Annotated in this window: 29 protein-coding genes and 1 pseudogene; 11 read left to right on the top strand and 19 right to left on the bottom strand. The window is 69.5% G+C overall.

The window, feature by feature from the left end; genetic code table 11:
* Positions 1–165: 165 nt before the first annotated feature.
* From OHT76_RS00150 to OHT76_RS00130, 5 genes are all read right to left on the bottom strand, one after another.
* The gene (locus tag OHT76_RS00150) at positions 166–663 is read right to left on the bottom strand and encodes a hypothetical protein (RefSeq protein ID WP_328868650.1); all 498 of its coding nucleotides are present in this window, start codon (positions 661–663) and stop codon (positions 166–168) included.
* Positions 664–765: 102 nt separating this feature from the next.
* Positions 766–1,680 (bottom strand): replication-relaxation family protein, encoded by a 915-nt coding sequence (locus OHT76_RS00145; protein WP_328868649.1) that lies wholly within the window; start codon positions 1,678–1,680, stop codon positions 766–768.
* Between the two features lie 349 nt (positions 1,681–2,029).
* Entirely contained in the window at positions 2,030–2,746 is a 717-nt protein-coding gene (locus OHT76_RS00140; RefSeq protein WP_328868648.1) for a hypothetical protein, read from the bottom strand.
* Positions 2,747–2,873: 127 nt separating this feature from the next.
* The gene (locus tag OHT76_RS00135; protein WP_328868647.1) at positions 2,874–3,218 is read right to left on the bottom strand and encodes a hypothetical protein; all 345 of its coding nucleotides are present in this window, start codon (positions 3,216–3,218) and stop codon (positions 2,874–2,876) included.
* 5 nt (positions 3,219–3,223) lie between these two features.
* The gene (locus OHT76_RS00130) at positions 3,224–3,793 is read right to left on the bottom strand and encodes a peptide deformylase (protein ID WP_328868646.1); all 570 of its coding nucleotides are present in this window, start codon (positions 3,791–3,793) and stop codon (positions 3,224–3,226) included.
* A 101-nt stretch (positions 3,794–3,894) separates the two neighbouring features.
* Between OHT76_RS00130 and OHT76_RS00125 the strand changes: the two genes are divergently transcribed.
* The 3 genes from OHT76_RS00125 (at position 3,895) to OHT76_RS00115 (ending at position 6,479) form a co-directional block, all read left to right on the top strand.
* Positions 3,895–4,152, top strand: a complete 258-nt coding sequence (locus tag OHT76_RS00125; protein WP_328868645.1) for a hypothetical protein — start codon at positions 3,895–3,897, stop codon at positions 4,150–4,152.
* A gap of 230 nt (positions 4,153–4,382) precedes the next feature.
* The gene (locus OHT76_RS00120; protein ID WP_328868644.1) at positions 4,383–6,062 is read left to right on the top strand and encodes an ISAzo13 family transposase; all 1,680 of its coding nucleotides are present in this window, start codon (positions 4,383–4,385) and stop codon (positions 6,060–6,062) included.
* A 63-nt stretch (positions 6,063–6,125) separates the two neighbouring features.
* Positions 6,126–6,479 (top strand): DUF2750 domain-containing protein, encoded by a 354-nt coding sequence (locus tag OHT76_RS00115; RefSeq protein WP_328868643.1) that lies wholly within the window; start codon positions 6,126–6,128, stop codon positions 6,477–6,479.
* Here OHT76_RS00115 and OHT76_RS00110 read toward each other — a convergent pair.
* A pseudogene (locus OHT76_RS00110) lies at positions 6,445–6,915 on the bottom strand (IS5 family transposase); the annotation flags it as partial. The gene OHT76_RS00115 and the pseudogene OHT76_RS00110 overlap by 35 nt on opposite strands.
* A 93-nt stretch (positions 6,916–7,008) precedes the next feature.
* A complete protein-coding gene (locus OHT76_RS00105; protein ID WP_328868642.1) occupies positions 7,009–8,373 on the bottom strand; it encodes a transcriptional regulator in 1,365 nt (454 codons plus the stop codon).
* 165 nt (positions 8,374–8,538) lie between these two features.
* Here OHT76_RS00105 and OHT76_RS00100 point away from each other — a divergent pair, with 165 nt between their 5' ends.
* The 5 genes from OHT76_RS00100 to OHT76_RS00080 all read left to right on the top strand — a co-directional run bounded on the left by OHT76_RS00100 (position 8,539) and on the right by OHT76_RS00080 (position 12,609).
* Entirely contained in the window at positions 8,539–9,180 is a 642-nt protein-coding gene (locus OHT76_RS00100; RefSeq protein WP_328868641.1) for a hypothetical protein, read from the top strand.
* An 8-nt stretch (positions 9,181–9,188) separates the two neighbouring features.
* A complete protein-coding gene (locus OHT76_RS00095; RefSeq protein WP_328868640.1) occupies positions 9,189–9,812 on the top strand; it encodes a hypothetical protein in 624 nt (207 codons plus the stop codon).
* A gap of 25 nt (positions 9,813–9,837) precedes the next feature.
* On the top strand, positions 9,838–10,002 hold the full coding sequence (locus OHT76_RS00090) for a hypothetical protein (protein ID WP_328868639.1): 165 nt from the start codon (positions 9,838–9,840) through the stop codon (positions 10,000–10,002).
* A gap of 103 nt (positions 10,003–10,105) precedes the next feature.
* A complete protein-coding gene (locus OHT76_RS00085; protein WP_328868638.1) occupies positions 10,106–11,281 on the top strand; it encodes a YcaO-like family protein in 1,176 nt (391 codons plus the stop codon).
* Entirely contained in the window at positions 11,278–12,609 is a 1,332-nt protein-coding gene (locus OHT76_RS00080; RefSeq protein ID WP_328868637.1) for a TfuA-like protein, read from the top strand. The genes OHT76_RS00085 and OHT76_RS00080 overlap by 4 nt, the downstream gene beginning before the upstream one ends.
* Positions 12,610–12,616: 7 nt before the next feature.
* Here the strand turns inward: OHT76_RS00080 and OHT76_RS00075 are convergent, their stop codons facing one another.
* Both OHT76_RS00075 and OHT76_RS00070 read right to left on the bottom strand, forming a co-directional pair.
* The gene (locus tag OHT76_RS00075; RefSeq protein WP_328868636.1) at positions 12,617–13,675 is read right to left on the bottom strand and encodes a phosphotransferase; all 1,059 of its coding nucleotides are present in this window, start codon (positions 13,673–13,675) and stop codon (positions 12,617–12,619) included.
* A 114-nt stretch (positions 13,676–13,789) separates the two neighbouring features.
* The gene (locus OHT76_RS00070; protein ID WP_328876417.1) at positions 13,790–13,915 is read right to left on the bottom strand and encodes a DUF6420 family protein; all 126 of its coding nucleotides are present in this window, start codon (positions 13,913–13,915) and stop codon (positions 13,790–13,792) included.
* A 197-nt stretch (positions 13,916–14,112) separates the two neighbouring features.
* Between OHT76_RS00070 and OHT76_RS00065 the strand changes: the two genes are divergently transcribed.
* Entirely contained in the window at positions 14,113–14,544 is a 432-nt protein-coding gene (locus OHT76_RS00065; protein ID WP_328868635.1) for a hypothetical protein, read from the top strand.
* The gene (locus OHT76_RS00060; protein WP_328868634.1) at positions 14,541–15,152 is read left to right on the top strand and encodes a hypothetical protein; all 612 of its coding nucleotides are present in this window, start codon (positions 14,541–14,543) and stop codon (positions 15,150–15,152) included. Before OHT76_RS00065 ends, OHT76_RS00060 begins: the two co-directional genes overlap by 4 nt.
* Before the next feature lie 375 nt (positions 15,153–15,527).
* On the opposite strand, the gene OHT76_RS00055 is transcribed toward OHT76_RS00060, so the two are convergent.
* From OHT76_RS00055 to OHT76_RS00040, 4 genes are all read right to left on the bottom strand, one after another.
* On the bottom strand, positions 15,528–15,767 hold the full coding sequence (locus OHT76_RS00055; protein ID WP_328868633.1) for a hypothetical protein: 240 nt from the start codon (positions 15,765–15,767) through the stop codon (positions 15,528–15,530).
* 62 nt (positions 15,768–15,829) lie between these two features.
* On the bottom strand, positions 15,830–16,174 hold the full coding sequence (locus OHT76_RS00050; protein ID WP_328868632.1) for a hypothetical protein: 345 nt from the start codon (positions 16,172–16,174) through the stop codon (positions 15,830–15,832).
* A gap of 188 nt (positions 16,175–16,362) precedes the next feature.
* Positions 16,363–17,232, bottom strand: a complete 870-nt coding sequence (locus OHT76_RS00045; RefSeq protein WP_328876416.1) for a hypothetical protein — start codon at positions 17,230–17,232, stop codon at positions 16,363–16,365.
* Between the two features lie 639 nt (positions 17,233–17,871).
* Positions 17,872–19,776, bottom strand: a complete 1,905-nt coding sequence (locus tag OHT76_RS00040) for a hypothetical protein (protein WP_328868631.1) — start codon at positions 19,774–19,776, stop codon at positions 17,872–17,874.
* Between the two features lie 584 nt (positions 19,777–20,360).
* Between OHT76_RS00040 and OHT76_RS00035 the strand changes: the two genes are divergently transcribed.
* A protein-coding gene (locus tag OHT76_RS00035; RefSeq protein ID WP_443049679.1) for an IS5 family transposase occupies positions 20,361–21,195 on the top strand; the annotation gives its coding sequence in 2 pieces (ribosomal slippage) (positions 20,361–20,743 and positions 20,742–21,195; 837 coding nt in all).
* A 712-nt stretch (positions 21,196–21,907) separates the two neighbouring features.
* Here the strand turns inward: OHT76_RS00035 and OHT76_RS00030 are convergent.
* The 6 genes from OHT76_RS00030 to OHT76_RS00005 form a co-directional block, all read right to left on the bottom strand.
* Complete coding sequence (locus OHT76_RS00030; protein ID WP_328868629.1) at positions 21,908–22,393, bottom strand: hypothetical protein; 486 nt, start codon at positions 22,391–22,393, stop codon at positions 21,908–21,910.
* A 58-nt stretch (positions 22,394–22,451) separates the two neighbouring features.
* The gene (locus OHT76_RS00025; RefSeq protein WP_328868628.1) at positions 22,452–22,634 is read right to left on the bottom strand and encodes a hypothetical protein; all 183 of its coding nucleotides are present in this window, start codon (positions 22,632–22,634) and stop codon (positions 22,452–22,454) included.
* A complete protein-coding gene (locus OHT76_RS00020; protein ID WP_328868627.1) occupies positions 22,631–22,843 on the bottom strand; it encodes a hypothetical protein in 213 nt (70 codons plus the stop codon). The genes OHT76_RS00025 and OHT76_RS00020 overlap by 4 nt, the downstream gene beginning before the upstream one ends.
* Before the next feature lie 141 nt (positions 22,844–22,984).
* Positions 22,985–24,163, bottom strand: a complete 1,179-nt coding sequence (locus OHT76_RS00015) for a DUF932 domain-containing protein (protein WP_328868626.1) — start codon at positions 24,161–24,163, stop codon at positions 22,985–22,987.
* Between the two features lie 114 nt (positions 24,164–24,277).
* Positions 24,278–24,781 (bottom strand): hypothetical protein, encoded by a 504-nt coding sequence (locus OHT76_RS00010; RefSeq protein WP_328868625.1) that lies wholly within the window; start codon positions 24,779–24,781, stop codon positions 24,278–24,280.
* Positions 24,782–24,849: 68 nt separating this feature from the next.
* Positions 24,850–25,221, bottom strand: a complete 372-nt coding sequence (locus tag OHT76_RS00005) for a hypothetical protein (RefSeq protein WP_328868624.1) — start codon at positions 25,219–25,221, stop codon at positions 24,850–24,852.
* Positions 25,222–25,985 lie beyond the last annotated feature (764 nt).

The following is a 25,985-nucleotide window of genomic DNA, read 5'->3' as shown; positions in this document are numbered from 1 at the left end:
GTACCCGCTGACAGGCCGGCGATCCAATCCCACAAGCCACCGACGGACCGGCCGCCAGCCAGGGAAGCCGCTGGCCCGGTTGCTGCCCGTACTGGCGAGCATCGACATCCCACCACGGGGAGTGCACCCGCTTCAGGAGTGACGGCCGTCCGTCGCATGGGACTGTCAGGTGCCTTCATTTCTCTTGAACATCCGCATGCCGACTCGTCTCCCACTGCCTCCCGAGCACATGGGTAATCGCTGCTCTGAGAAGTGAACGAAGCCATCCGGGGTGTCGCCGATGTCGAAGCGGCCGACCGTTTGGCTGTCGCGGTAGTACCAGCACTCACTGGGCGGGTCGTCCGGCTTCGGGGTCAGGTGCAGGACTTCGACGGCGCCTGCGGAGAGGTCGGGGTGAGCCCACCAGGCCTTGGAGGGCCGGCCCTGCTCCACCGCGTGTGACCAGCCTGCGCATTCACCGAAGCGGGCTACGCGGGCTGATGCGCGGTCGTTGAACGTCAGCCGCTCGGCCTCGGCGAAGGTGATCGGGTCGAGCACTTCTGTGGGCCGGGCGCCGAGCCGGACAACGAGGTCGCCTGGGCTGATGCCGCGTGCGAAGGTGACGAACAGGATGGGGGCGTCGTTCCGCCAGGCCTCGGTCAGCCACGTGATGCCGTCGCTCAATGTCCTCTCCTGGATTGAGGGGTGCGACAAGGGCAGGAGGGTGCGGCCCTCCCACCCCAAGCTGCGCCGCATCCTCCTGGGTCGGGGTGTGTTCTGGGTTTCTTACAGCGCCGTCCAGGATTGTGGTTCGCCGGTGGTGAGTGGGGTCCATACGGGGTGGGTGGGGCCGAGTTGTTCGATGTCTTCGAGGATGGCGGCTGCGAGGGGGACTTCGCGGGCGAGGGCGGCGACGAGGGGGTGCTGGATGGTCATTGCTTTGAGGTCGTTGATCCGGTGGGCCAGCCTGGTGGGGGAGGCTCCGGTGAGGATGAAGAGGATGCGGGGGAAGAGGGGGTAGTGGCGGAGCCAGGCCGGTCCGGGAGCAGCGGGTCGGCGGCGGCCGGCGGGTGGTGGTTCGTGGGTGAAGAGGCGGGCGTAGTCGATGAGTTTTATGGCGAGGCGTTCGCTGCTCATGGTGGTGCGGTCGACTTCGATGAAGGCGCGTAGTTTGCGCCGGTGTTCGCCTTGGGTGATGGTGTAGTGGAGGAGGGCGTCGGCGGTTACCCGTTCGCCGTCGCCGATGGGGTGGGAGACCTCGGGGGTCCAGTCCCACGGCCCGTGTTCGTGTCCGAGCCGGCGGGCGTCTGCCGCAAAGGGCAGATGGGCGCGCACAACGGTGAGCGTGTGTGGTGTCTTCAGTGATGCTGCGGTTGTTGAGGTGATGGGGTAGGGCGGGCGGCCGCGCAGGAGGGGGAGGTCGCGGGTCAGGCGTGCTCCTTGCGGTGTGAGGTACCAGGCGTGGGTGCGCGGCCGGTCCGCGCCCGGAAGCGGTGTGAGGTCGGTGAAGCCTGTGGTGCGCAGTTTGTTCAGTGTGCGGGAGAGCAGTTGGCGGGAGCCGTCCGGCCGCAGCATCTGGCGCAGTTGGCCGGTGGTGGCCATGCGGTGGAGGGCGAGCGCGGTCAGGACCTGCAAGCGCAGCGGTTCAGCGGGGCTGGGGGCCGACTCGGTGGCCGGAGTATCTGGTGTGGAGCGGGTCATGGGGCTGAGGCAACAGGCAGCCCCCAACCCAACGGCCGACCATGAGCCCCCGACCACGGTCACGACTCGGGAACGTTTCTCGTGGTCGGGGCCGTGGTCGGCGCCGGTGGCCCCGACCACGGCTGCGTGAAGGCTCGTGGCGGCTCAGGAACAGCCCTACGGCAGGCGGTTGTTGGAGGTTGGCGATGGCCGGTCCGCAGTAGCCGGGGCTGGTGCGGGGTGTGGTGGCGGGCCGTGCCGTGCCGGCCGTCGTGCGGCATCCGGCCCGCAAGGGGGGCCAACGCCCGTTGCCGGCTGCCGCGTTCATGGGGCGGTGGGCGGTGGGCGGTTGGGTGTTGACCGCCGGGTTCTATTTCTTGGATCGCTGGGCGGCTTGTTCGAGGATGCGTCGGCGTGTCCACCGCCGGCGCCCGTTCTGGCGTCCGGCGTTCTCGGCTGTTGCGTCCACGGTTTTCAGCAGTGGCAGGTTGCCCTGGGCGAGGCTGCTGGAGAACGAACCGACGCTTTTGTATCCCAGCAGGGCGGCTGCCTGGGTTGCTCCCAGGAGTTCGTCCGGGTCGCCGTCGGCGGGGACGGCGGGCAGGGAGACCGGGCGGTCGATGCCGGCGCGTCTGCCGCGGCCGGGCCGGGTGGCCATCCAGTCCTTGAGGGTCTGCACGCGCCACAGCTGCCGGCGGTAGGGGTTCTCGGCCGTGCCCAGCTCTTCGACGACGTCCGGGTCGGGGAAGTATCCGGGGTGGTCGCGTACGAAGGTGGTGACCTGGTTGGAGTTCTTGTAGCCGAGGAACCGTGAGGCCTGCGCCGCGTTCAGCAGCTCCTGCGGGCCTAGGGAGGGCGGGGTGTGCTCCTTCAGCCTTGCCGGCGTGCGGTGCGCGAACCACTCGGTGACTTGGCCGTGGTCCCACAGGCGGGCGCGGCCGCGCTGGCCGGCGGTCTCGGGAAACGGCACGCCGGCCGCGTTCTCGGCGCGCTCGTTGTAGAGGCCGGTGATCCGCGCGGGGGTCAGGCCCTGTTCAGCCGCGATCTCGGCAGCGTCGGCCAGGCGAGGCTCGCGGCGCGAGGTCATGGCCAAACCGTCCGTCCTGTCAGAAGCGGGCCGGCCCGCCCGGCTCGCAAAGAAAATAATGGCAGGAGTTTCGGTTCGGGGTCCAGCCCGCGGCTCAAGGGTTTTCCCGGACGGCCGCGCGCACGGCTCACTCCTCCGGGATCAAGCAGACTCCGCGGTGCGCCGCGTCCTTCGCCATCTCCGCGTACGCCAGGGCGGCCGGCGTCATCTCCCACTCGGCCAGGGCCAGCAGCCAGATCACCTCGTCGCGGTCCTGTGAGGCATCACAGGGCATACCGGCCGCGTTCGCGGCGACCATCAGCTCCTCGGTGCCCAGCCCCCCGAGGCGCTCTGCCAGGCTCCGGTGCAGCTCCTGCAGACCCTGCTGGTACAGCTCGTTCGCTTCGCGCAGGAGCAGCACCAGGTCTTCGTCGAGGCTGGCCGGTGCCGCCGCAGCGAGGTCGAGGATGCGCTGGGTCGTCGTCACCGTCACTGAGTTCAGGCGCCTTCGTAAATCCAGGCCCGGCCGGTCTGCCGGTACTCCTCCACGGGGATCGGTTCGACCCCGGTACGCATCCGGGCGGTGTACAGCAGGCCGTCGAGGTGGTCGATCTCGTGGTGGATGAGGCGGGCGAGGCCGCGCTCGTACACGGTGGTCACGGTCTCGCCGGTCAGGCCCGTGGTCTGGACGGTGATCTTCAGGGGGCGGGGGACCAGGCCGCGGACATCGAAGAAGCTCAGGCAGCCCTCGTACTGCTCGTCCATCTCGGCGGAGCGGTCGATGATCCGCGGGTTGAGCAGGATGATCGCCGGGGCATCACGGGGCGGCTGGACGACGGCCGTAGCACGACCGATGCCGATCTGCGGGGCAGCGATGCCCATGCCCTTGGCGAAGGGGTGGACCTGTCCGATCCGTTCCATCGCGGCGAACAGCTCGTCGGTGATGCGCTCGGCCTCGTCGCGCTCGGCGGGCAGGTCGAAGGCGCGGGCCGGTTCGGCGAGGATGCCGGCCCCGTGCTGGACGACTCCGAGGTCTCGCATCTGCTGGCTGGGCGGCACGTCAATCACCTGAACTCCCCTTGATGCCTGTTCTGTTCGGGCCGCGCCCGGAACCGCCACTCAAGACGGTACCGAGCGTGCAGAGCGGGTGTGGAGGTGATCCACGTGAATTGCCGTTGCTCACCCTCGTCGCTGCGGACGGGCAGCTCGCGCTGCTGGCGTTGAAGTCCTATCAGCGGATGGGCCGCTTCCCGAAGCCGGAGGAGTACCCGGAGATGGTGGTCGGCTTCGTCCGCCGCGCGGTGGAGCTGCCGGAGGGGACCGTGCCGTTGTGGGCGACGGGCCGGACGGCGGAGCGGCAGCGTACGGAGGTGCGCCGCCGGGTGGGCAACGTACGACCAGGCCGAGGCCTGCGAAGCATTCCGTGACGCGCGGGCTGTCAGGCCATTCGGACGACGGTGCGTGACACACTGGGGGACACCGACCGGAGCGGCATCACCACGTGCGACGTCCAGGCCGTCGGCGCCCACTTCCTGGCTGATCTGCGGGCTCGCTGCCGGGCCGACGGGACGTCAGCGGAGTCGCTCCGGAAACTCACCTCTTGGGGCTTGCCGGGAAATAAGTCGTGGCTTCCAGCTCCGGGGATCGTTGTAGTGGTATGGGGAGACCGGAGGGGATCGAGGCCGTCCTGGCGGCGAAGTTCGAGACGTTGTTGCCGCATCTGGACGAGCGTCAGCGCCGGCTGGCCATAGGGGCGGAGGCGCGGTCGCTGGGACACGGTGGAATCAGGCTCGTAGCCCGTGCGGCCGGAGTGCGGGCGGGCACGGTCTCGCGCGGGGCGGCTGAACTGGAGTCCGGCCAGGGCCCGTTGGGTCGAGTCCGCCGTACAGGCGGAGGCCGGAAGAAGGCGAGTGAGCTGGATGCGGGACTGCGGCCCGCGCTGCTTGCGTTGGTCGAGCCCGACGAGCGGGGCGATCCGATGTCGCCGCTGCGCTGGACGACGAAGTCGACCCGGAACCTGGCAGCAGAGCTGACCCGCCAGGGCCATCCCGTCTCCGCCGACACGGTCGCCGGTCTGCTGCGGGAGGAAGGCTTCAGCCTGCAGGCCAACGCCAAGACCGTCGAAGGCGCCCAACACCCGGACCGGGACGCCCAGTTCCGCTACCTCAACGAGCAGGCACGAGATCACCGGGACGCCGGAGATGCGGTGATCAGCGTGGACACCAAGAAGAAGGAACTGATCGGCAACTACAAGAACGCCGGTCAGGAGTGGCGGCCCGCCGAGCAGCCCGTGGAGGTCAAGACACACGACTTCCCCAGCCAGGCCGAGAAGGCAATCCCATACGGAATCTACGACACGACAACGAACACCGGTTGGGTCTGCATCGGCACCGATCACGACACCGCGGCGTTCGCCGTCGCCTCGATCCGCCGCTGGTGGCAGGCCCGCGGCCGGCACGACTACCCCCGCGCCTGCAGGCTACTGATCACCGCTGATGCCGGGGGATCAAACGGCTACCGCACCCGCGGCTGGAAGGCCCATCTGGCCGACCTCGCCGACGAGACCGGCCTGGATATCACCGTGTGTCACCTGCCGCCCGGCACATCGAAGTGGAACAAGATCGAGCACCGGCTGTTCTCTCACATCACCATGAACTGGCGCGGCAGGCCCCTGACCAGCCATGAAGTCATGCTCCGCACCATCGCCGCGACAACCAGCCGCACCGGCCTGACGGTGCACGCCGAACTCGACAGCGGTCAGTACCCCACCGGCATCCAGATCAACGACGAGGCCATCGCCGCTTTACCGATCATCCGGCATCGCTTCCACGGAGACTGGAACTACACCCTCCACCCCGCAGACCAACGACCGCCTCCGGACCGGCCCCGGCACAACCGACCGCCAGCCGGCGGCACTCACTCCCTCATGCCCGACAAACTGCAGCACCCTGAGCTGACCGGCATGACACGCCAGCAGCTCAGCGACCTGATCAACACCTTGATCCCTGAGCTGGAAGACTCCCGCGAGCAAGCCCGCCACGCAGCCCGCGGCGGACCACGCCGCGTCGCCCGCGGCACAGGCCGCAAACCCAGCCTCACGCCCGCCGACCAGATCCTGGTCACCATCCTCTACCTGCGAAAGCACAGTCTTCAGGAGCTCCTCGGGCAACTCTTCAACACCACCGCCATGACCATCAGCCGTGCCGTCAAAGACGTTCGCCCGCTCCTGGAAGCCCACAGCGTCCACATCCCCGCCTCCACAGCCCGGTTCCGCACGCCAGCCGACATCACGAGATTCCTCGCCCCGGACAACTCCAAGATCAAATCAGCGTGTTGATTACCGGCAAGCCCTTAGAACTCCTAACGAAATGAGTGTTGGAGAACGGTAGGCTCGGTGGCCATGAGTCAGAGCGGTTCGCAAGCGGCGGCATTCTTCCGAGACGTCCGCCAAAGCAGCGTGGTCTGGCTTGTCCGGGATGACGATGGAAGCCCGACTCACCTCTCTGCGGACGGCACGCGGAGTTTTCCCTTCTGGTCGACCTCGCCGCGCGCCCAGAGGGCAGCAAAGATCTGGGGGCATGGGCTCCGCGTTGAGTCCGTGCCCTTGGACACCTGGTGCGATCGCGTACTGCCCGATGCCGCCCGGGATGGACTTGTGATCGGCATCAACTGGAGCGGGCCGCGCCTGGTCGGCTGGAGCCTCACCCCCAACGAAGTTCTTAACCGGCTATCGGCGGCTCACAAAATGGCCTGAGTTGTCGGTGGGTGATCAGGCAGCAGGCGAGCTTGAGGAAGGCTTCGTGGATGTCGGCTCGTCTTTCCCAGCGGATGCGGAGCCGGCGGAAGCCATGTAGCCAGGCGACGGTTCGCTCGACCACCCACCGGAAGGTGCCCAGGCCGGTCCCGTGCAGGGTTCCGCGTCGGGCGATGGCGGGAACGATGCCGCGGGCGCGGACCTGGTCGCGGTAGACGTCGTGGTCGTAGCCGCGGTCGGCGAACAGGGAGTCGGGCCTGCGGCGGGGATGTCCGACCCTGCCGCGCACCGGCGGGACGGCGTCGAGCAGCGGCAGGAGCTGAGTGACGTCGTTGTGGTTGCCGCCGGTCAGCAGGACGGCGAGCGGGGTGCCGTGGCCGTCGGTGATCACGTGGTGTTTCGACCCGGCCCGCCCTCGGTCGACCTGCACGGCTCCGTGTGGAGCCCCCTTTTAACGCGGTCGGTCGCTGCGCTGGCCATCGTGCGGCGCTGTTGCCCCGTCAGCGCCGCCCTCGGTCCGGCGGACGGGTCAGGCTGTGCTCTCCAGGAAGTCGCGTACCAGCGGCACGTCCTTGCGTACGGCGAGCTTCGAGCGCAGGTTGTCCAGGGTGGAGGTGCCGCGTGCGGAGGTGACGCCGCCCATGTGCTCGATGGCCCGGTGCGCGGTGTCCACGGCGCCGTCGAGGTCGTCGAGCGCGATCCGGGCCTCCGCTTCGCGCGCCAGGTAGATGGCGGCGCCGCGGGGGAAGTCGTCCTCGCGGTAGATGTCGGCGCTGCGCCGCCCGTCCTCGGCGGCGGTGAACTGTGCCAGCGCCTCAGCCGGACGGCCGAGGTTGAGCGCGCAGGACCCGGCCAGCATCCTCAGCTCGCCGAGGTTGACCCAGTACACGCAGTCCGGATCCTCCTGCGGGGAACGGTCGCGGGCCCGGTCGTAGGCATCCAGGGCCGCGTTCTGGGAGCGGGCGGAGGCCCGGGAGTCGCCCGCGTGCGCGTGGGCGCGGGCCAGCCGGGCGTGCAGCATCGCCGCCATCCTCGGCGAGCCGATCCGGAGGGCCTGGGCGAGGGCGCCGTCGACGAGGTCGGCCGCGCCGTGCGGGTCGCCGGTCGAGTAGCGCATGATCGCCCAGAAGGCGAGCGTGTTGGCGGTGACCACCGGGTCGTTGGACGAGGTGGCCGCCCGCAGTGCGCCCAGGTAATACTCCTCCGCCAGGGCGTGATAGCCGGAGTCGTACGCGGTCCACGCGCAGATCCGGGCCGCTTCGGCCGCCGTGCCGTACAGCTGACGGGCGGTCTCCTCGGTGGTCGCCCTGGTCTTGAGGGTCGTCGTGATCAGTCGGAGCTGAGCCCGGGCGGAGGCGTGGACCTGGCCGGAGCCGAGTTGGTCGTCCTGACGCCGCAGGATGGCGAGGGCCTTGTCGAACAGGGCAGGCGTCTGCTGGCCGATGCGGCGGCCGCGGGAACTGGCGGCGGCTGGCTCGGCGTTGGCGGCCCCGGCGAGCAGCGGGGCTATGCCCGTAACGACGAGGAATCCCCTGCGTTCCATAGGCCCTCCTGTGGCGGCGACGCGGTCCAGTAGCTCGATCGTGGTCTGTGGGTTCCACGCGGCGTCAAGTAGTTGCCGCTCTCGGATACATGCCAGCTTCAGCCACTCCGGCCAGGGCCGGGCCGTGATCTCCTCGGCCGGGATGCTGTGCAGGGCCGCCATGGCCAGCTGGGCGGGCATCTCCGGGGTGATGCCGTACCGGGTCCAGCGTGTGACCCGCTTGCGGTCCTTCGTCGCGATCCGGCCGTACCCGAGCCTGCGGTGCACGACGTCTAATCGCGTCAAGTAGTCGGTGGCTGACCAGCCGTTGAGGTGGAGCAGGTAGGTCAGCGGGTGCCCGTCAATCTCCACCCCTTCATGGTGCCCCCTGGGACGGCGGGCCGACACGAACAGACCCGAACCGACCTGCGGCATGGGAACGCCTGGTAACGCCCTGGGCACACCTGGGCACGCCCCACCGCCTTCCGGACCTGCAGGAACGCCGCGAAGGTACCGGCACGAGGAAGGAGGGGGTCAATGGAGACCATCCCGCAAGTCGACCGCCACCCCGCCCACGCTGATTGGCAGCGGCACGGCAGTGTCCTGCTGACGGGCGTCCTGGAAGCCGAGCGGGTGCAGGCGGTGGGCACCCAAGCGCACGAGCTGATCGGCACGGCCGCCCCGTACGAACGGGATGAGGTCAGCTCCCGCCGGGACGGCTCGTTCGCCTCCCCGGTGCACTGCGGCTTCCTGCCGGCCGGGCCGCTGCTGGAGCAACTCGCCTTCGACAAGCAGCTGCTGACGGAGCTGCGGAAGGCGACGGGGATGCCCCGGCTGGTGCCGCGGGGCGGCTCGGTGGTCGTCTACCGCCAGGGCGACTTCCAGGGCCTGCACACCGACACGGTCAAGGCGACCGTCACCGTGGCCGTCGCCCTGACCGAGGACCTGCCACCGATGTGGTGGGCGCCAGCACTGCGCGACGCAATGCCGGAGGACCTGGCCAAGGTCGTCGCCGACAAGGGGATTCTCCCCGAGTGCGCCGAGTTCGAACGGCTTGAGCACCCGGGCCCCGACGGCAGCGTGCGCGCGTTCGCCGGGTACAGCATCCCGCACTGGCGCACCCCCTACCCCGGCGAGGAGCCCGGCCTGCTGGCCACCTTCTCCTACATGGACCTGTGAGGCGGGCCATGACGACGCTGCGACAGACGTGGCTGGCCGAGGGCTGGGCCGCCGCCCCGGCGGACGCGATCGAGCCGGGCCTGTGGGAGGAGATCGCTGAGGAGGCCGCGCGCTGCGAGAGGGTCGCCGTCGAGCGGCACAACGGGCGGCCGGGCCTGCTGGTGATGCGGGACGGCTCGATCACCTCGCCCCAGCGCTGCCGGGTGCACCCCGGCGGGAGTGCCCTGAACGCGCTGGCCCGCTCCAAGGTCCTCGCCGACATCGCCGGGGAGGCCACCGGACAGGCGCGGATGACGCCGATCCGGTACGGCTACAAGTTCTACGCGCCGGGCGACTACATGCACGTTCACCGCGATGACGGCAAGTGCGACATCACGTTCTCGTGCGGGCTGACACCGAACCTCGCCCCGATGGGCTGGCTCCCTGGCCTGCGCTACCTGTCCACGCAGCAGGTCGCCGACACGCTCCAGGACACGCCCTACCCGCAGGGCGAACAGTTCCCGATCCTGCACCGCGTGCTGTCCGGATTCGACGGCCGTCGGATCCCCCACTGGCGTACCCCGCTCGACACCCAGTCGCGCGAGGTGCTGATCACCATCTGCTTCTCCGACCTCTCGGTGAAGCCGTCCTAGATCCATCGACCCCAAGGAGGGCCCGATGACCACTGTCCAGGCGACCACCCCGGCGACCGTCGACCCGGCGGACTTTGTGACCGCGCTGCACGAGGAAGGCCAGCTCCCCCAGAACGCGGGCGGCGACCCGTCCGTGCCGGACTCCGCCTTCCCGCAGCACCACGTCTACGAGCAGCCCACCACCGCCTGATCCACCGGCCGCTGTGACCCGAAGCCGGTCGCCGCACCCCGCCCGCCCCGGCGGACGCGCGGCGGCCGGCGCCGTTTTCCCACCCCTTGAAAGGAGCACCGTCGTGCGCAAGGTGTACTTCGACGGTACGCACCGCACCCGCCCGCCCGAGGAGACCTGGGAGACGATCCGTCCCCTGCTCCCCTCGTACGGGATCACCCGCGTCGCGGATGTCACCGGCCTGGACGACCTGGGTATCCCCGTCACCATGGCCGTGCGCCCGCTGGCCCGCACGCTGTCGGTCGCCCAGGGCAAGGGCACCACCCTGGTGGCCGCGCGTGTTTCCGGCGCGATGGAGGCGATCGAGGCGTGGCACGGCGAACGGGCCGTGCCCAAGCCGGAGTTCCGGGCCCCGGCCGACCATCTGGGCCTGCCGTACCCGGTCACTGTGCTGGAGGCGCACCCCGGCAGCCTGGTCACGTCCCGCACGGTGCTGGAGTGGGTCACCTCCCAGTCCCTCACCGACGGTGCCCTGGTGCCCGTCCCCGCTGCTTGCGTGCGGCTCGGCCGCCAGATGCACGACGCGTGGCGGCTGCACCTGCCCAGCTCTTCCACCAACGGCCTCGCCTCGGGCAATACCCGGGCCGAAGGCCTGTGCCATGCCCTGTACGAGGTGATTGAGCGCGATGTGATCAGCGACCTCGCCGACGGGCACCGGCCCGTGGCCGCGCAGCGCATCGACCCCGCCAGCGTCGAGGACGCCGGGTGCGCCGCCCTGCTCGACCGGCTCACCCGCGCCCGGATCTGGTTCGAGCTGTGGAGCCTGCCGAACCGGTTCGGGGTGCCGGTGATGGTCTGCTACCTGTGGCGCGAGGATCAGCCCACCTTGGTGGTGTCCGGCTCCGGCTCCCACTTGGACCCGCGCATCGCACTGTCGCGGGCCGTCACTGAGGCCGCCCAGACCCGGCTGACCCAGATCACCGGCAGCCGGGAGGACATCCATCCCCTCGCCTTCCAGCCTGGCACACACTCGGCCCCCGCCCACGACGGCAGGCCCACCGCGCCCTGGCCGCAGGTCGCGGGCGCGTACGGCACCGGCCACGCCACCGACGAGGAGGAGGCGGCGTATCTGGCGGCCGTGGTCGCCGCCCGCACCGGCGTCCCGCCGCTGGCCGTCGATCTGTCCTGGGGCCAGTTCCACCGGCGTGGCCTGTCGGTGGTCAAAGTGCTCGCTCCGCACCTTCGGTACGTCTCGCGCCACACCATCCCCCGGCCCGCATCCACCGAGGCGGCAGCATGACTCTTCACGTCTTTTCCGGGCCGACGCTGACCGCCGACCGCGTCCGCAGGCTCGCCCCCGACGCGGTGTGCCATCCCCCGGTCGGCCACGGCGACTTACTCAGGCTCGGCGCCACCGCGGGGGACGCGGTGGTCATCATCGACGGCGTATGGCACCAGAGAGCTCCGGTACGGCACAAGGAGATCCTGCTGCTCCTCGACGCCGGTGTCGCCGTGGTGGGCGCCGCCAGCATGGGCGCCCTGCGCGCCGCCGAACTCGCCGCGTTCGGGATGCTCGGCGTCGGAAGAGTCTTCGAGGCCTTCCGCACCGGGCAATTGGAGGCGGACGACGAGGTCGCCGTCCTGCACACCTCCGACGGGCAGCAGCTGACCGAGGCACTGGTGAACCTGCGCTGCACCATCCGCGGCGCGGCCGCCGCCCGGCAAGTCACCGCCGACGAGGCGGCCGCGCTGGAGGAGATGGCCCGTCGCCTGCCCTACACGCGGCGCACCTGGACCGCGCTGCACCGCGCGGCGGCCGCCCAAGGCCTCGGTGCCGCGGTGCAGAGCGTCGACCTGTGGCGCCAGGCGCACCCCTACGACCTCAAGCGCCAAGACGCCGAACACGCGCTGCGCTGGGCCGACAGCCCCGACTTCACCAGCTACCAGCCCTTCACCGACGCCTTGAGCGGGCAGCCATGGCGGACCAGCTTCACCACCCTGTGGCAGGTCCTGTACGCGCCCGCCGGGCAGGCTCCGGCCCCACAGCTCCCCCTCGGGGCGCTGATGCAGTACGAGCAGCTCTACGACCCGGGCTTCCCCCAGCGGTGGCGCAACCGAGTGCTGGCCGCCATCGCCCGCTGTTCCGACCCGGCGGAGGCGGAGGCCGCCGTCGACCACGGCGCGCACGCCGACGCCCTGACCGCCGACCAGGTCGCGTTCTGGCTGACCGAGGCGGAGCTGACGGCTTTGGACCCCGCCGAGATGCTGCGGCGGGTCATGGTGCGCTCCGCCACCTTCGACAGCGCATGGGACGTGTGGCCCGCCACCCGCGAGGACGCCGCCGGGTTGCTGGCCGACCCCGAGGCCACGGCCTCCACGGTCGCGGCGGCGCTGGAGCTGAACGCCGCCGTCGCCGTCGAACACCCGCGGTACGGCGTCGACCGTCTCGCCCCGGACCGGCTCGCCCGGCACGTCGCCGCCCGCTGGAACCTCACCGGCGAGGCAGGCGCCCGGGAGTGCGATGCCGCCGCCCGGGACCGGGGCTTTCGCGACTGGTCGGGCGCGGTGGGCGCGGCCCGCTCGTACTACCTGCTGCAGCGGGAACGCGAACGAAACGCTGCCCAGTGACCCCGGGTCAGGCCAGGACGGTCCGCAATTCGTCCTCGATGTCGTCGAGTTCGGCGAGCATCCGGCCGGCGGCCTGGGCCCGCAGGTCCCAGAACCGGGCGTAGATCGACCGGCCGGGCAGCTGACTGTCCCCGTACAGGGAGTCCACCCCGAACCACGAGGTCAGGTTGTGCAGCAGCGCCATCCGCGCGCAGTACACCAGCTCGGCGCGGGCTTCGGCGGGCACCTCCTGCGTGTACGCCAGCACGCCGTCGACCGCGACCGCCCGCCAGTTGGGCGACTCCGCCACGGTGAACGGCTCGTACAGCACCCGGCCCAGCTCCCACGTGGGGAACGCGACCCGGGCCTGGAGGTCGATGATGGCCTTCAGGTCCTCCTTGGCGTCCCACAGCAGGTTCGCGCCGGTCGCGTCGAAGTGCACCACCTGCTCGCGTGGGGCCGCCGGGAGTCTGGCCTGCACCCCGGGCAGGCCCCGCAGCTGGGCGATGCGCTCGGCGACCTGCTCGCGGCGCCGTAGATCGTCCTCGTCCGGCTCCGGCACTACGTCGATCAGCTCCAGCAGCCGTTCGCCCCGCTCGGTCAGCGCCTCGGCGGACGCTTCCCACCACCGGTTCTTGTTCGGCCTGTAGGCGCTGGCGGGGCAGGTGGCCAGGGCCGTGTGCAGGCGCCCGAGCCCGGTGCCGATCTGGCGGGCGTGCTGCGCGGCGTACGGCGTGTCCAGCGAGGCCGCGTCCACCCAGTCCCACACCGACAGCGCCACCCCGCCGTGCCGGGTGATCAGCGCGCCCTCGCGGTCCGGGTGCACGGCCGGGAACGGGCTGCCCGCCGCCCGGCCCAGCTCCATCAGGGCGATCCGCCCCGCCATGACGTCCAGGTCGGCGCGGGCCGGGTACGCCTTGACGAACACCCGCCCCCGCGCAGTGTCGGCGACCGCGTTGTCCGTCTCGGTGCCCAACGGGAGGATCTCCACTCGCGCGTCGGCCAGCCCGTACCGGTCAGCCAGCACAGCGGTGATCTGCTCGGCGGAGACCTCACCCGGCGAGGGCGACGAGGACGACTCAGGCACAGACAACTCCCGGGAGCGAAACGGCGTCACAGAAGGCTCGTCAGCCTAGCTCCCGCCACCGTTGCCAACGGCAGCATTCGGACAGCGCCACCCGTACGAGCCGACGCGTGGCACCTAGCCGCCGCTGGCCTGGTCCCCCTCACCATTCCGGCGGACGGGCCCGGTCAGCGCTTCGGTCTCCTGCAAGAGCCGGTCTGTGGAAGTGAAGTCCCCCGGCTCGACCGCGAGCGCGGCGCGCACGAAAGCGGCGAGCGCGATGCTCCCGGTGCGCAAAGAGCCTGTTCCGGCGTCGCTCCGTGTCCGGAACCGGGCTCCGGTGCCAGGGCTGGTGTGGTCTAGTTCGCGCCACGTCGCGCCAGATCAACTCACCTGATTTGATTGATAGTTAGGGAAAGGCGGGCCCATTGTGAAGGGCCGTCGCCGGAAGGAGTAGGTGGATGATCTCGGAGTCGCTGTTGGCGTTGGCCTCGGCTGGGGGCGCATCAATGGTGCAGGCGGCCGGCACGGATGGGTGGAATGCGATCCGGGATCGCGCCGCGCGCCTGATGGCTCGGGGGAGCCAGGAGAGTGAGGAATCGGAGAGGCGGCGTCTGGACCGGACCGCGGCAGCACTGACGGACAGCCCCGACGGGGGAGCGGCGGGCAGCCAGGCCGCTGCCTGGCAGGCTGGGTTCGTGGTTCTGCTGACTCGGCTGGAAGGCGCTGAGCTACACGCCGCGGTCGCGGAACTTCGTGCGCTGATCGACAGTGGGCCTACCGCTCCGAGTGACGCCTCAGCCCCCTTCGCGGGCAGTACCTTTCACGGCCAGACTGCCATTCAGACGGGCGACAACAATCATCAGGACAATCACTTCGGCCACAGCGGATGACCGCACCGCAGCGCGATGACCATGGCCGCAGTGGTCCCAAGCGCAGTGAATTCCACGGTCCGGCTGCCGTGCAGGACGGGAACCATAGCGTCCAGAACAACCACTTCCACGCTCCAAGCAAGCGCACCGTGGCCTTCCCGTGGGGTGCTGTTGTCACGTCGGTGAAGCATGGGCTCGTCACTCTGATCGTGGTGGGACTCCTCGGCGGCGGAGCGTGGTGGACCTACGACCACGTCCAGAAAAGGAACCAGAAGACCAACGCGAAACATGCAGGCTGCGACCAAGCACTGCACGCCTTCTATCAAGGCGGAACTCCCGTATCACTTCTGCTCCCCAATGACGTGTCGGTAACGAGGTACGTCGAACAACTGGAGAAGGCGGCTCGGACCGTGGGCGATCCCGAGATTGCCAGGTCGATTCGATACACGATCCAGGATGTTGAGGCGGCTCAGCGGGCCTATGACCGAGGCGATGAGGACGCCCTGTCAGATGCACAACGGAAAGCACACAGGGACCGGGAGGAGTGGTGGTCTCCTTGCTGGGATGTCGCAGGATGGGGATCTGTCCGCAACCTGGCACCCGTCCATGGCGGGGCGGTCAACGAATGACCGTAGGTGCTCCCATGCGATGCCGGCGAGCACGATCGCCGGAGAGCATTTCGTCCTGGCGCAGGCTCCCGGCATATCCCTACCGGCGCTGGGTTGCGGCGGGACCGGTCTGGGCGGCGTCGAGCCTCGCGGCCGGGCGCGTTGGCGGCGGTCGGGCTGGAGGTCGGGTTGCGTGCTGCGGCTTCGGTGGCCGCAGGGGTGTCCTGCTGAGTGCGTATCCGTGGAGCTGGTCCACGGCTTGGTGGCTTCCTTTGTGTTCGGCGGCGGTGTACCGGCCGGGCCGATGCGGCTGGGGGTGGCGTCGGGGCATGAGGGAACTCCGTCTGCGCAAGGGGGCGGGAGGCTGCGGCGGCCCGGCGTGCGCAGGAGGGGCGGTCACCTGGGGGACAGCGGCGTGTAGGAGGAGAAGGTGTAGTGGCCGAGGTCTCGCAGCATGCCGGCGGTCTCGTCCACGGCTGCGGGGCTGTCGTCGGTCTGGCGGGTGTATGCCTCGATCTCGCAGTTCCAGGTGAACCCCTGGGCGGCAAGGGATTCTTCGGTTGCGGGTGTGCGGTCCAGGGAGGACTCAGGGGCGGCCACGAGTCCGTGAGCGGGGTCGGGTACGACGAGGAACACCGGGCCTCTTTCAGCGTGGGCCACCCCGGCCGGGGTGGCCCACGGCCAGGGCTGACGGGCGGTCAGCGGGTGATGGTGACGGTGCAGTCGGCCTCCAGGACAGCCAGGGCGGCGCGGATGGCCGCGCGGGTCTGCGGGCTCGGCACCGAGCAGGGGAAGTCCAGGGTGCGCACGGCGTCGTCCAGGTCGTCGTCGGGCATCGGCAGCACGTGCCCGCTGCGGTAGAGGGCGACGGCGGTCGCGGTGGCCACGCGGCTGCGGTTGTAGGCGGTGGCTTCCCCGGCGGTGGCGTCGGTGCCGAGCGCTTCGCGTGCGGTGGGCGGCAGCGCTGCGATTCCGGCGGTGAGGCGACGGGAGGGGATGCGCAGAGGTGCCGGTCGTAGCGCGCGGCGCAGCGTTCGAAACATGGCAACTCCTGGGACTGGAAGGGGGAGAGGGGCCCTCACCTGGTGAGCGGGGTGGGGAGGTGGCGATCCCTCGGCCCACTTCTGATAATAGTGTGTTATGTGATGGCGTGAACCCGCCCGTGACCTGCTGGTTTACGGCCATTGGCGTTCGTGACGGCGGGGCGCCGGGACGGTGTGCCGGGGGCCTTTCAGTGCTGGTGGCCCGTCGTTGTGCCGTCCGGTCCGAGGTCCGGCGGTACGCAGTAGTCGACGTCCGGTTCCGGGGAGATGAGGCCGCCGGACTCGATGTCGGTGCAGTAGGCGTCGAATACCTCGCCTGCGGTGAGGGGTTCGACGCCGCCGTTGTGCAGTCGCCAGCCGTAGATCTGGTCCGTGGCGCCCGGGGCGGTGGTCCTCATGACGAGTCCGCCGGGGCTCTGGGTCGCCAGACCGAGGGCCAGGACCGTGGTGAATTCGAGGGCCTCGGTCTCGTCGAGGTGTGTGGCGCCGTCGGCGTCCGTGTCCGCGTGGAGGACGGAGGTCAGGGTTTCGGGTGTCGCCGAGACGCTGCAGACGAGGTGTCGGCGGCCCGGCCGGGCGGTGTCGAGGATGCGGACGAGCAGTAACGAGGCCTGGGCGAAGGCGGCGCGCCCTACGTCCTCGCCGCAGGAAGTGCAGGCGCCGAGGCGGGCAAGGAGTGTGGAGGCATACTCCCAGGCGGCCTGGCGGGCGGCCTCGTCGATGAGGTCCGGGACGAGGTCGTCCAGGGGCTGGCCGTCGTACGGGAGGGTGGGGCCTGTCGTGGCGAGTTCGGCGGTGAAGCGGGTGCGGCTGGACGGGAGGTCGGGGTCGAGGCCGGTGTCGGTGCAGTAGTCGGCGTACTCCTGAGGGTCGAAGAGGGCGACCGTGGTGTGGGTGCCTTGAGCGGCGCGGCTCGTGAGGAAGTCTTCGACGGCCTTCAGGTAGGTCGCGTAGTTGTCGAAGGCGAAGCTGCGGTAGCGCCGCATGGCGCGGAAGTCGTGCTCGTCGGTGAGCAGGCCGATGGTGCCGGCGATTTCGCGGCCGAGGGCGCAGCGCATGGTCTGGCGCTTGGTGCCCGCCGTGTGTCCTCCCACGCGCGATCGATCAGTGTGGGGCTCGCCCTGGTGGCGCTCGGGGGGCTGGGGTGTCTGGGTCACGTGCGCGCCTTTCTCGTGGGGGAGTCAGGGGGAAACCGGTCGTGCCCGGTCGAGCGGCGGGAGTGGTCGGCTCGTCCTGGCCGGTCAGCGGGGAACGTCATGAGGCCGGTGGTCCACAGCCGATAGCCGGACCGGATCTCGACCGTCCAGCCACGCCCCCTGGGGCGCAGGGGTGGTCGGGCGGAGGGGCCGCCGCCTGCGGGGCCGAGATGGGCCCTCCGCCTCACAGATTCAATAATAGTGTCTCTTCTGTGGGTGGGAACCCATCTCTGAACTGCGCAGACACTATGGCGTGCTTCCTTCGCTCCCGCCGGGCCTGGGCGGACGCGGCCAGCATGGAGATCACGCACCCAGATCGGCCGGACGCTTCGACCGGGACCTCATCCTCGGAGGCGCCGACGACCGTACACACGGTGTCGGCCTGGACGGGTCCTTGCTGCCCAGGCGGGCGGGGCACCTTTGATCTTTGCCGGCCGAAGTGAGGCCGTTGGGTTTCTACTTCCACCCGTCCAGCGACACCTGAGGGCGGTCTCCCCGGCCCTATGTCCGGCGCAGAATCCTGCTCGCTCCTGCCGCGACCGTCGTGGCCAGAAGCCAGCCCGTGCCGATCAGCGCAACTGCGGCCCACTGCGCGAGGCCGGTCGGAGCGTAAGAGCGTTCCTGGCCCAGATCCACGAGGGGCAACAGCAGGTCGAGCGTGTAGATCGCGGGCTGAAAGGGTGGTGCTTTGCCGTCCCCCACGGCCGTGGGCGGCCAGGCGGTGAAGAGAGCCGCTCCGGTACTCAGGAGACACAGCAGCAGCCACACGGCACGCAGAGGGCGGTAACCGTAGCCCACCGTCGCGTCCTGGAGCAGGCTCCACAACCTGGCCGGGGGCGGCAACATACGCCGCATGCTGCGATGCTTGGCAACCAGGACGGTGCGGGCATCGGCGTCGTGGCCTTGGCGCTGGTAGGTAGCGGCGAGCTGCTCGTACGGCTGGGGCACGAACCCGGCAGGGTCACGGCCCAGCCAGGGCAGGCGCGCCGGAGCCGGGAGCGCCGGGTGCAGGCTGTCGTAGACGGCGCCGTCGAGGCCCAGTCCAGTAGGCCAGGAGGCAGGGGTATCCCGCAGCAACCCGACTTTGCTGTGGTGGAGAGCGATCACGCCCGCCGGTGCCTCGCGCAGGCGAAGCGAGAGGATGGTTGCGGACGATCCGATAAAGCTCACGGCCCAGGCGTCGGCGGGTGTGTCGAGGGCGGCGCCATCAAAACAGAGACGGCTCCGGACCGTGACGCTGAAGAGGGAGATCCTGCCGTGCGCGGTAAAGCCGTCACACAGGTTGAACACACCGCCTGTCTCGACTCCGTTGCCGCGCAGGGCGGGGTGTCGATCGTCGAGGGCGGTCAGTTCGGCGCCTTCGAAGTGGATGGAGCCGCCGATCCGGCAGTCACGCAGGTCGATCATGCCGTGTGCGACGAATCCGTCCCGGCAGTCGATGTCGCCGCCGACGCGCAGTCGTGAAGCGTCGAGAGCGGCATCCGCGGTCGGCACGCTGGAGGAGATGTCGAAGCGGGCCCCTTTGAGGACCACGCTGCCGCGCACCGAGGTGTCCCGGACAATGGCGGGGCCCTGCACGACCAGACCGCGCCCCGCCCAGATGTCACCGCCTATCTCCGCACAGGACAGGTTCAAGGCGTACGCACCTCGACCTGCGCCGGGGCCCTCCAACCGGCAGTCGTTCATCCTGACGGATCCGCCGATAGAGGCCCCGTAGAGGTTGACCTGCCCAGTGCCCGAGAAGCCGGAGTCGAGGAACAGACCGCCGCCCACAGTCAGCTCGGGCGCCTGCAGGCCCGAGTCGCCCCGAATGCGGGCACCTCGCAAAGCCAGGACGTCTTGTATCCGCGCGCTGTTCAGGAAGACCGTGCCCGCGCAGTCCAGGCCTGATGCCCAGAAGTCCTCACCCACCTCGATGGACTGTGCGTCAAGCGCGGCCTCGCCAGGGGCGGGGTGTATGACGGTGTCGTTCAAGGACAGCCGGTTTCCGACAGCGAGGGAGCGCAGGTCCACCGTGCCCGTGACCGTACAGGCGACGATCTCGCACTCCAGGGTGATGTGCGCGCCGGCCAGGATCAGCCCCGGCATTGTGCAGGCGTTGAGTTCGAAGGCGGCGCCAAGGTGCGCGTTGTCGAGGCGGATAGCGTCATCGAAGCGGCACCGGGCCAGGCGGATCGAGCCGGTGACCGTGATCTCGGCGAGGTTCAACTCGCCGGTGACGCGTGCGCCACGCAAATGCAGGCGGGTCTGACAACCGGGGTGGGGCGGCGGTGCGGCGATCAGAAGGTAGCGGAGCGCACTGCCGCGTACCTCGGCCACGCCGTCGCACCATTCGCCACCCCGGTACGCCTCCCACATCTGCCGCTCCTGCGGGCTCCATCCATGCGGCGGGTCGTCCTGCGTCACGACGGCACCTCCCCCTGCCCCGACCTCAGCGGTCCGAGCAGCTCTTCGCTACCCGACAGCCGTGACTGCCATTCCTTATGACGAGAGGACGGGGCTGCTCAAAGGGCGGGCAATGAGACGGGTAACTGCCGGGCTGGGCGGGGGTGGTGGTCTGCCAGCGGGCGGCGGCGAAACGGAGGCGAGGGCGTAGTGGCCAAGTTCGCGCAGTGCACGGGCGGTGCGTTCCGCGGCCGCGTGGCTGCCGTTGGTCCGGTTGCAGGCGATGGGTTTCGCGGCGCTGGCCTCGGTGCCGAGCGCTGTTGTGGCGGTGGGTGGCAGTGCCGCGATTCCGGTGGTGAAGGGGCGCGCGGACATGCGCAGGCGGGTTGGTCGCAGGGTGCGGCGCAGCGTTTGCAGCCTGGCAACTCCTGGATACGGAAGCGGGGTGCAGGAGGCAAAGGGGGCCGTCACCCGGCGGTCTGTCGGTGGGCGACGGCCCGTAAGCGACTGCTCATAATGGTGGAGTATGAGGGGGTGGCCTCGCCCGCAGCCTGCGTACTTAGAGGTCCTAACAGAAGCTGTTGATCATGTGACCTTCGGCTTGGATGGTCGTTGGTCTGGTCGTGGGAAAGCGACAGTCGCGGCCTTGGATCGTGTCGGATGAACTGTGGTCGCTCATCGAGCCGTTGCTGCCCGAGCCGGGGCCGAAGCTGGTGGAGGGCCGGCCGCGGGTACCGGACCGGCAGGCCTTGTGCGGGATCCTGTTCGTGCTGCACACCGGCATCCAATGGGAGTACCTCCCACAGGAGTTGGGCTTCGGCTCGGGCATGACGTGCTGGCGGCGGCTGGCCGCCTGGAACGAGGCCGGCGTGTGGGACGAACTGCACCTGATACTGCTGAAGAAGCTGCGGGTAGCGAAGAAGCTGGACTGGTCGCGGGCGGTGATCGACTCCTCCCACGTGCGGGCCGCTCGGCGCGGCCCAAAGCGGCCCCAGCCCGGTCGACCGCGCACGGCCGGGCAGCAAGCACCACGTCCTCACCGACGCCCAGGGCATCCCGCTCGCGGTGTCCCTGACCGGCGGAAACCGCAACGACGTCACGCAGTTGCTGCCCCTGCTGGACAAGGTCCCGGCCGTGGCCGGCGTCGTCGGCCGGCCCCGACGCAGACCCGATGCGCTCCTCGCCGACCGCGGCTACGACCACGACAAGTACCGCCGATTGCTCTGGGCCCGCGGCATCCGTCCGGTCATCGCCGAACGAGGACAGGAACACGGCAGCGGCCTGGGCATGTTCCGCTATGTGGTCGAGCGCACGATCGCCTGGCTGCACGGTTTCCGCCGCCTGCGGATCCGCTGGGAACGACGCGACGACATCCACGAAGCCTTCCTCGGCCTCGCCACCTGCCTCATCACCCACCGCCACGTCCAACGCCTTTGTTAGGACCTCTTACTCCTGCGGTGTCTGGGGGAGTGCGGCTGGCATGAGGATTACAGGGGCGGGCGGTTGGGGGCGGTCGGCGGGTCGTGTTCAGGGGGCAGGTTGCCTCGGTAGCCGGTGCGGCTGTGGACGGGCCGCGGCAGGGTGTCGTCGGGGTGGTGGCCTGACAGGCAGTGACGGGGCCGAGACTGGCGCGTACGGCGGTGAACTGGTCCCCTGGGTGGGGGCGGTGGGGGCCGGTGATGTGCACTGTGCCGCGCATTGCCCTGCCCAGCTCGAACGCGACGGCGGCGGCCTTGCGAGGGCGGGCCGGCGGGCATGTCGATGGTCAGGCTCGGGATGGTCATGGGGCTGGTGCGCCCTTGGGGCGGCGCGGTGAACGGGGCCTATCGCCCCGCGCTCGCCGAAGGGGAGGGGCGCGGCGCCGGGGCGGCAGGCATTCGGCCAGTGCCGCTCTGGCCGGTGGGCCGTCCGTCCTTGCCGGGGCGGGGTGGGGGAGGGCCGGACGGCGTCTATGGGCTACTGCTGCGGCGGCTTGTGGCGGCGGAGTTGCCACGGTCGGTCACAGAGACTCCCCGCCGGCCCGGGCCGTGGCGTAGTAGCGGCCCTGCAGGGGGGAGATCGTGGGCCCGGTGTTCGTGGCGTTGATGGTGTGGAGGGTGGCGGGCCCGGCGTGGTGTGGGTGTAGCAGCCGTCCGGGGTGGCAGCGGGCCTGTCACCCTTGGGCGTTCTCCTCGGCGGGCTCGTCGGGGTTGAGGGAGGGCGCGGGGTAGACCAGGCGCAGCGGCGCGGTGACGCCGGGGCAGGGGACGAGGGCGTCCTGGAGTTCGTGTGTGTCCATGGGGTGCAGCCATCCGGCCCGTATGTCCCAGCCGCACGCGCGCGCAATGGGTGCTTCGGCGGTGGTGGCGACCAGCACCGCTTGACGTATGGTGCTGCCTTCCAGGGCGAAGGTCAGCAGCGCGAAGAACCGCAGATACTCGTCGCGTTCGGTGTACCTCCCGCGCAGGGGAGACGCTCCGACGGACACAGGCAAGTCGGCGGCGACGATCGTGTCGTTGGTGCGTTCGACGACGATGTTGAGTTCGTGGCTGCCCTCGCCGAGTTCCAGGAGAAGGGCGATGAACGCGTTCATGGCGCGGCCCCGGGCGGCCTCGATGGCGGTGTCATCGGGGCGCTTGAGCTTCGGGCGTTCGGGCATGGCGCATGACTCCTTCGGAGTGCTCCGGCGGTGGTGATGCCGCCGGGCGGACAGAGGGTCAGTACAGATCGCCGATGACATCCGCGATGGCCTGGCCGAGGGTGACGAGGTCCGCATCCGGTTCGGTGTCCAGCAGATGGGTGCTGTCGCCCCGGGAGTCGTTGCGTACGTAGAGGTGGCCTGCCTCGCACACTCCCACGGTGAACCGGATTCGATCGGCGTCCCAGATGTGTCCGGTCACCCCCAGTGGCCGGGATAACAGCCCCACTGATCTCCCAGGGCCTCGACGGCGGCTTCGGTGATCTCAAAGACGTGGTGGGGGAACTGCTCGGACAGGTCGTAGAACGGCTGAGCCATGGGGCGGTGGGTTCCTCTCTGGCTGCTGGCCCGCACCAGATTGCGCGCGGGGCTGGACGTCTTCTCGGCGCGCGCGGTCTGCTCCGCAGACACGAGGCGCCGCCGCTACGCGGCAGGGCACAGGGCGGGCGCGCGCTCCGCGCTCCCTGAGAGACGGGGCGCGCTCCGCGCTCTGCGCCGGTCGGGCCCGTGCGGGCCGGGCTCGGGGAAGTTCCCGGCCCGCACGGGGGTCTGTCAGCCGTGCGCGGCGGCGGCCGTGAGGGCGGGCAGGGCGAGCGCTTCCAGGGCTGCGGCCTGGTCGGCGTCGGTGAGCGTCTGCGCGGTCGACGTCACGGCCTGCATCACACCCCCGGCCGTCATCTGACCACCCCGGACGAAGTGAGCAAGGATCTTGTCCTTGGCCTCGGTGCCGATGCTGAGCGACTTGGTGACGTGCTCGATCGCCTTCGTCGGCTCGTCCAGCGTCTTCCCGGCGGCGGCCTCCATCTCACGCACCCTGGCCTCGACGTACTCCCGTGACAGGAAGGTGCGCACGGCGTCGGCCGTCTTGGACGTGATCAGCTCCAGCGTCTTGCGCTGCGTCTGGCCGGACCACGACACAACGCCCTCATCCTGCTTGCCCCCCAGGTGGACCGCGCGCATCACGTCCTTGGACACCGTCAGGCCATTGCGGCAGACCTGGAAGACCGCGCGCGGGGTGATGGTGTACGCCCCAGAACCGACCTCGCTGTTGGTGATGACGAAACCGGCCGAGATCACAGGCAGTTCGTCCCCGCTGCGTCCGTCGAACGGCGAACGGTAGCCGCGCAGAAGCGCGGGGGCCTGGACCGCGACCGCATCGGACTCGATCCGCACGTACATGCGCCGGTCCGTCAGGTCGCATCCGATGACGCGGGTGGGGTGGCCGGACTGCGTCACCCCGTCCAGGGCGGCAAGCAGCATGTCGAAGTTGTCCATCAGCTTGTAACTGTCGGACAGCAGCGCGCGGGCCACGCCCTCGGCGGGCGGCATGCCGGGACCGTTCCCGCCCCGGAACGCGCGGAGCATGAAACGGCGCTCCGGCTCCTGGCCCAGCCACGCGTTCACGTTCTCGTCCAGCAACGGGACGTTCTCGGCGCGCATGCGGCGCAGGTAGGCGAGCGGGATACGGAGCTTTTCCGAAATCCCCTCGTCGGCCACGGCGGTGGGCCGGTAGATCCCATCGACGTCCGTCACACCGTCCTCGGTGATCAGGGACTCGACACCCTCGACGCACACGTTTCCCTCACGGAACCGCAGCGCGGACGCGGGGGCGATCACGTCCAGCTTGCGGCGGCTCTGATCCTCCAAGATGCGGACCAAGTCGGAGAGTTCGGCGTTCCGAGCGCCGGTCGGGGCTACGTTCGCGGCGCGCTCGGCAAACTGCTGAGTCATGCGGTGCTCCCCTTCGCTGTGAGCCTCTGCGGGTCGGGGGGCGGGGCCGCCCCCCCCGGCATTTCAATATTAGTGTCTTTCAGGGGTAGGTGAACCCACCCCTGACCTGCACACTCAGACCAACGCGCAGTACTCGGGAAGCGGCGTCAGGCTCCGCCGCCGCACGTTATTGACCATCGGCACGGGTACGCCGCTGTCTATCTCGCACAGGTCGTAACGCAGCCTGTCAGCCGCGCCGACCGCACCGGCGGGCTTGATCGCATGCACCCAATAGATACCGTGACGGCGCGTCAGGCTGCCGTGATACCTGACCTTCTGCCACAGAACCGGCCCGGCATGCTGCGGGTCCAAACTCCGCGCCGCCGCCATCACGAGCCGACTCGCCACACACTCCGACAGCAGAGCCACAAACGCACTCGTGACGGTCGCCTGGTCAACCGGCACATCAGCCACGGCCGGGCCCGTATGCCCGGTGCGTACACCCATGGCCCAACCCAACTCGAAGAACGGCCGGACCATCTCCAGCTGCTCATGCGACACCCTCAGCGCGTCCGGATCGCTCTCGCTGCGCACCAACTCCCGCAGCGCATAACCGGCCTGCTCCCTCGTGCCTTCCATGACTTCCCTCCTCTTCTCGGTGATGCCGGGGTGGAAGGGGCGCCCCGACAGGGACACCCCCGCGCGAACTACTTCAGGAACCCACGCGACCGTAGGAACTCGGCCGTGATGTGCGCGACTCCTTGGGGCTTGTAGATCTGCGGGAATCGCCGCATCTCAACTTCAGTGCGCCCGTTCTCGTCCGGCTCGATCAATTCATGCACGAGCCGGTAAGGGCCGTCACCGTTGGGAATTTCCAGCACAACCGGGCCGACCTTGGTGTCAAAGCGAATTCCGGTGTACTTCGCGTCAGCGTTGTGCACGATGCTCGCTCCTGCCCGCTGACACAGCAGGGGCAGGAAGTTTGCGACCGTGCGGGCCTGAATGGCAAGGCCGTTCATGGGGGCGTCTATGCCGCCGCGCACCCTACGGACGATTCCGTCAGAGATCTGGATCTCCACGTCTTCCCCTTCGTTGGTCCCATGCGGTTTCCGGGGTCACCTCCCGTACTTAAAATATTAGTGTCTGTTCGCCTCGAACGGAACCCCCTGTTGCGCTATGGGTTGCGCTAGATGTTGCGCCATGGTGTTGCGGCAGAGGTTGCGCTAGATGTTGCACGGCCCGGCGGCCGGCCTCGGCACGCCACAGGTCAGACAGCCTTCGCCCATGGTCGGGGAGCTGACATCCCCTCTGCTGCCACTTTCCCCGCGCCGGATGAGGATGAGTGAGGGATGGGGCGGGGGCGGGGTGGCGTGGCGCTTCGGGGAACAGGGGCGCGACCGAGGCCTGTTGCGCGTCGGCTCCGCCGCCGCGCTGGCCGTGTGCTGGTGTGGGCTCGGGCCTGGGCCTCGTGGGGGAGTGGGGGTGGACTCTGCGCTCTGTCTGATCTCCGGCCAGAGGCTGTTGTGGGAAAGGACGCAACGGGAGCATTCTCGACACAGGATTTATAATAGGGGGATGGAAACAGGGAATTGATGGAAGGTCAATTCGGAATGCAGGATAGAGAATACGGGGAATACCGTCCCGAAAGCTGGGCATTATTGGGGCGTCCTGAAAAAGCGTCAATTTGCTTTCCGTTCCCGCCGGTCGAGCACGCCCCCCGCCTCCTAGCTGCGCCTTTCAGGAATTCGCTCCGCGAATTCCTGCGTTCAGATCGCGGAGCGATCTGAACAACCGTCACGGAGTGACGGTCAATCAACTGCCTTGCGGAGCAAGGCAGTTGGAC

The organism is Streptomyces sp. NBC_00287 (assembly GCF_036173105.1).
In the GTDB taxonomy this organism is placed as follows: domain Bacteria; phylum Actinomycetota; class Actinomycetes; order Streptomycetales; family Streptomycetaceae; genus Streptomyces.
Note: the sequence above shows the minus strand (reverse complement) of the source record. Positions and strands in the feature narration are given on the sequence as shown.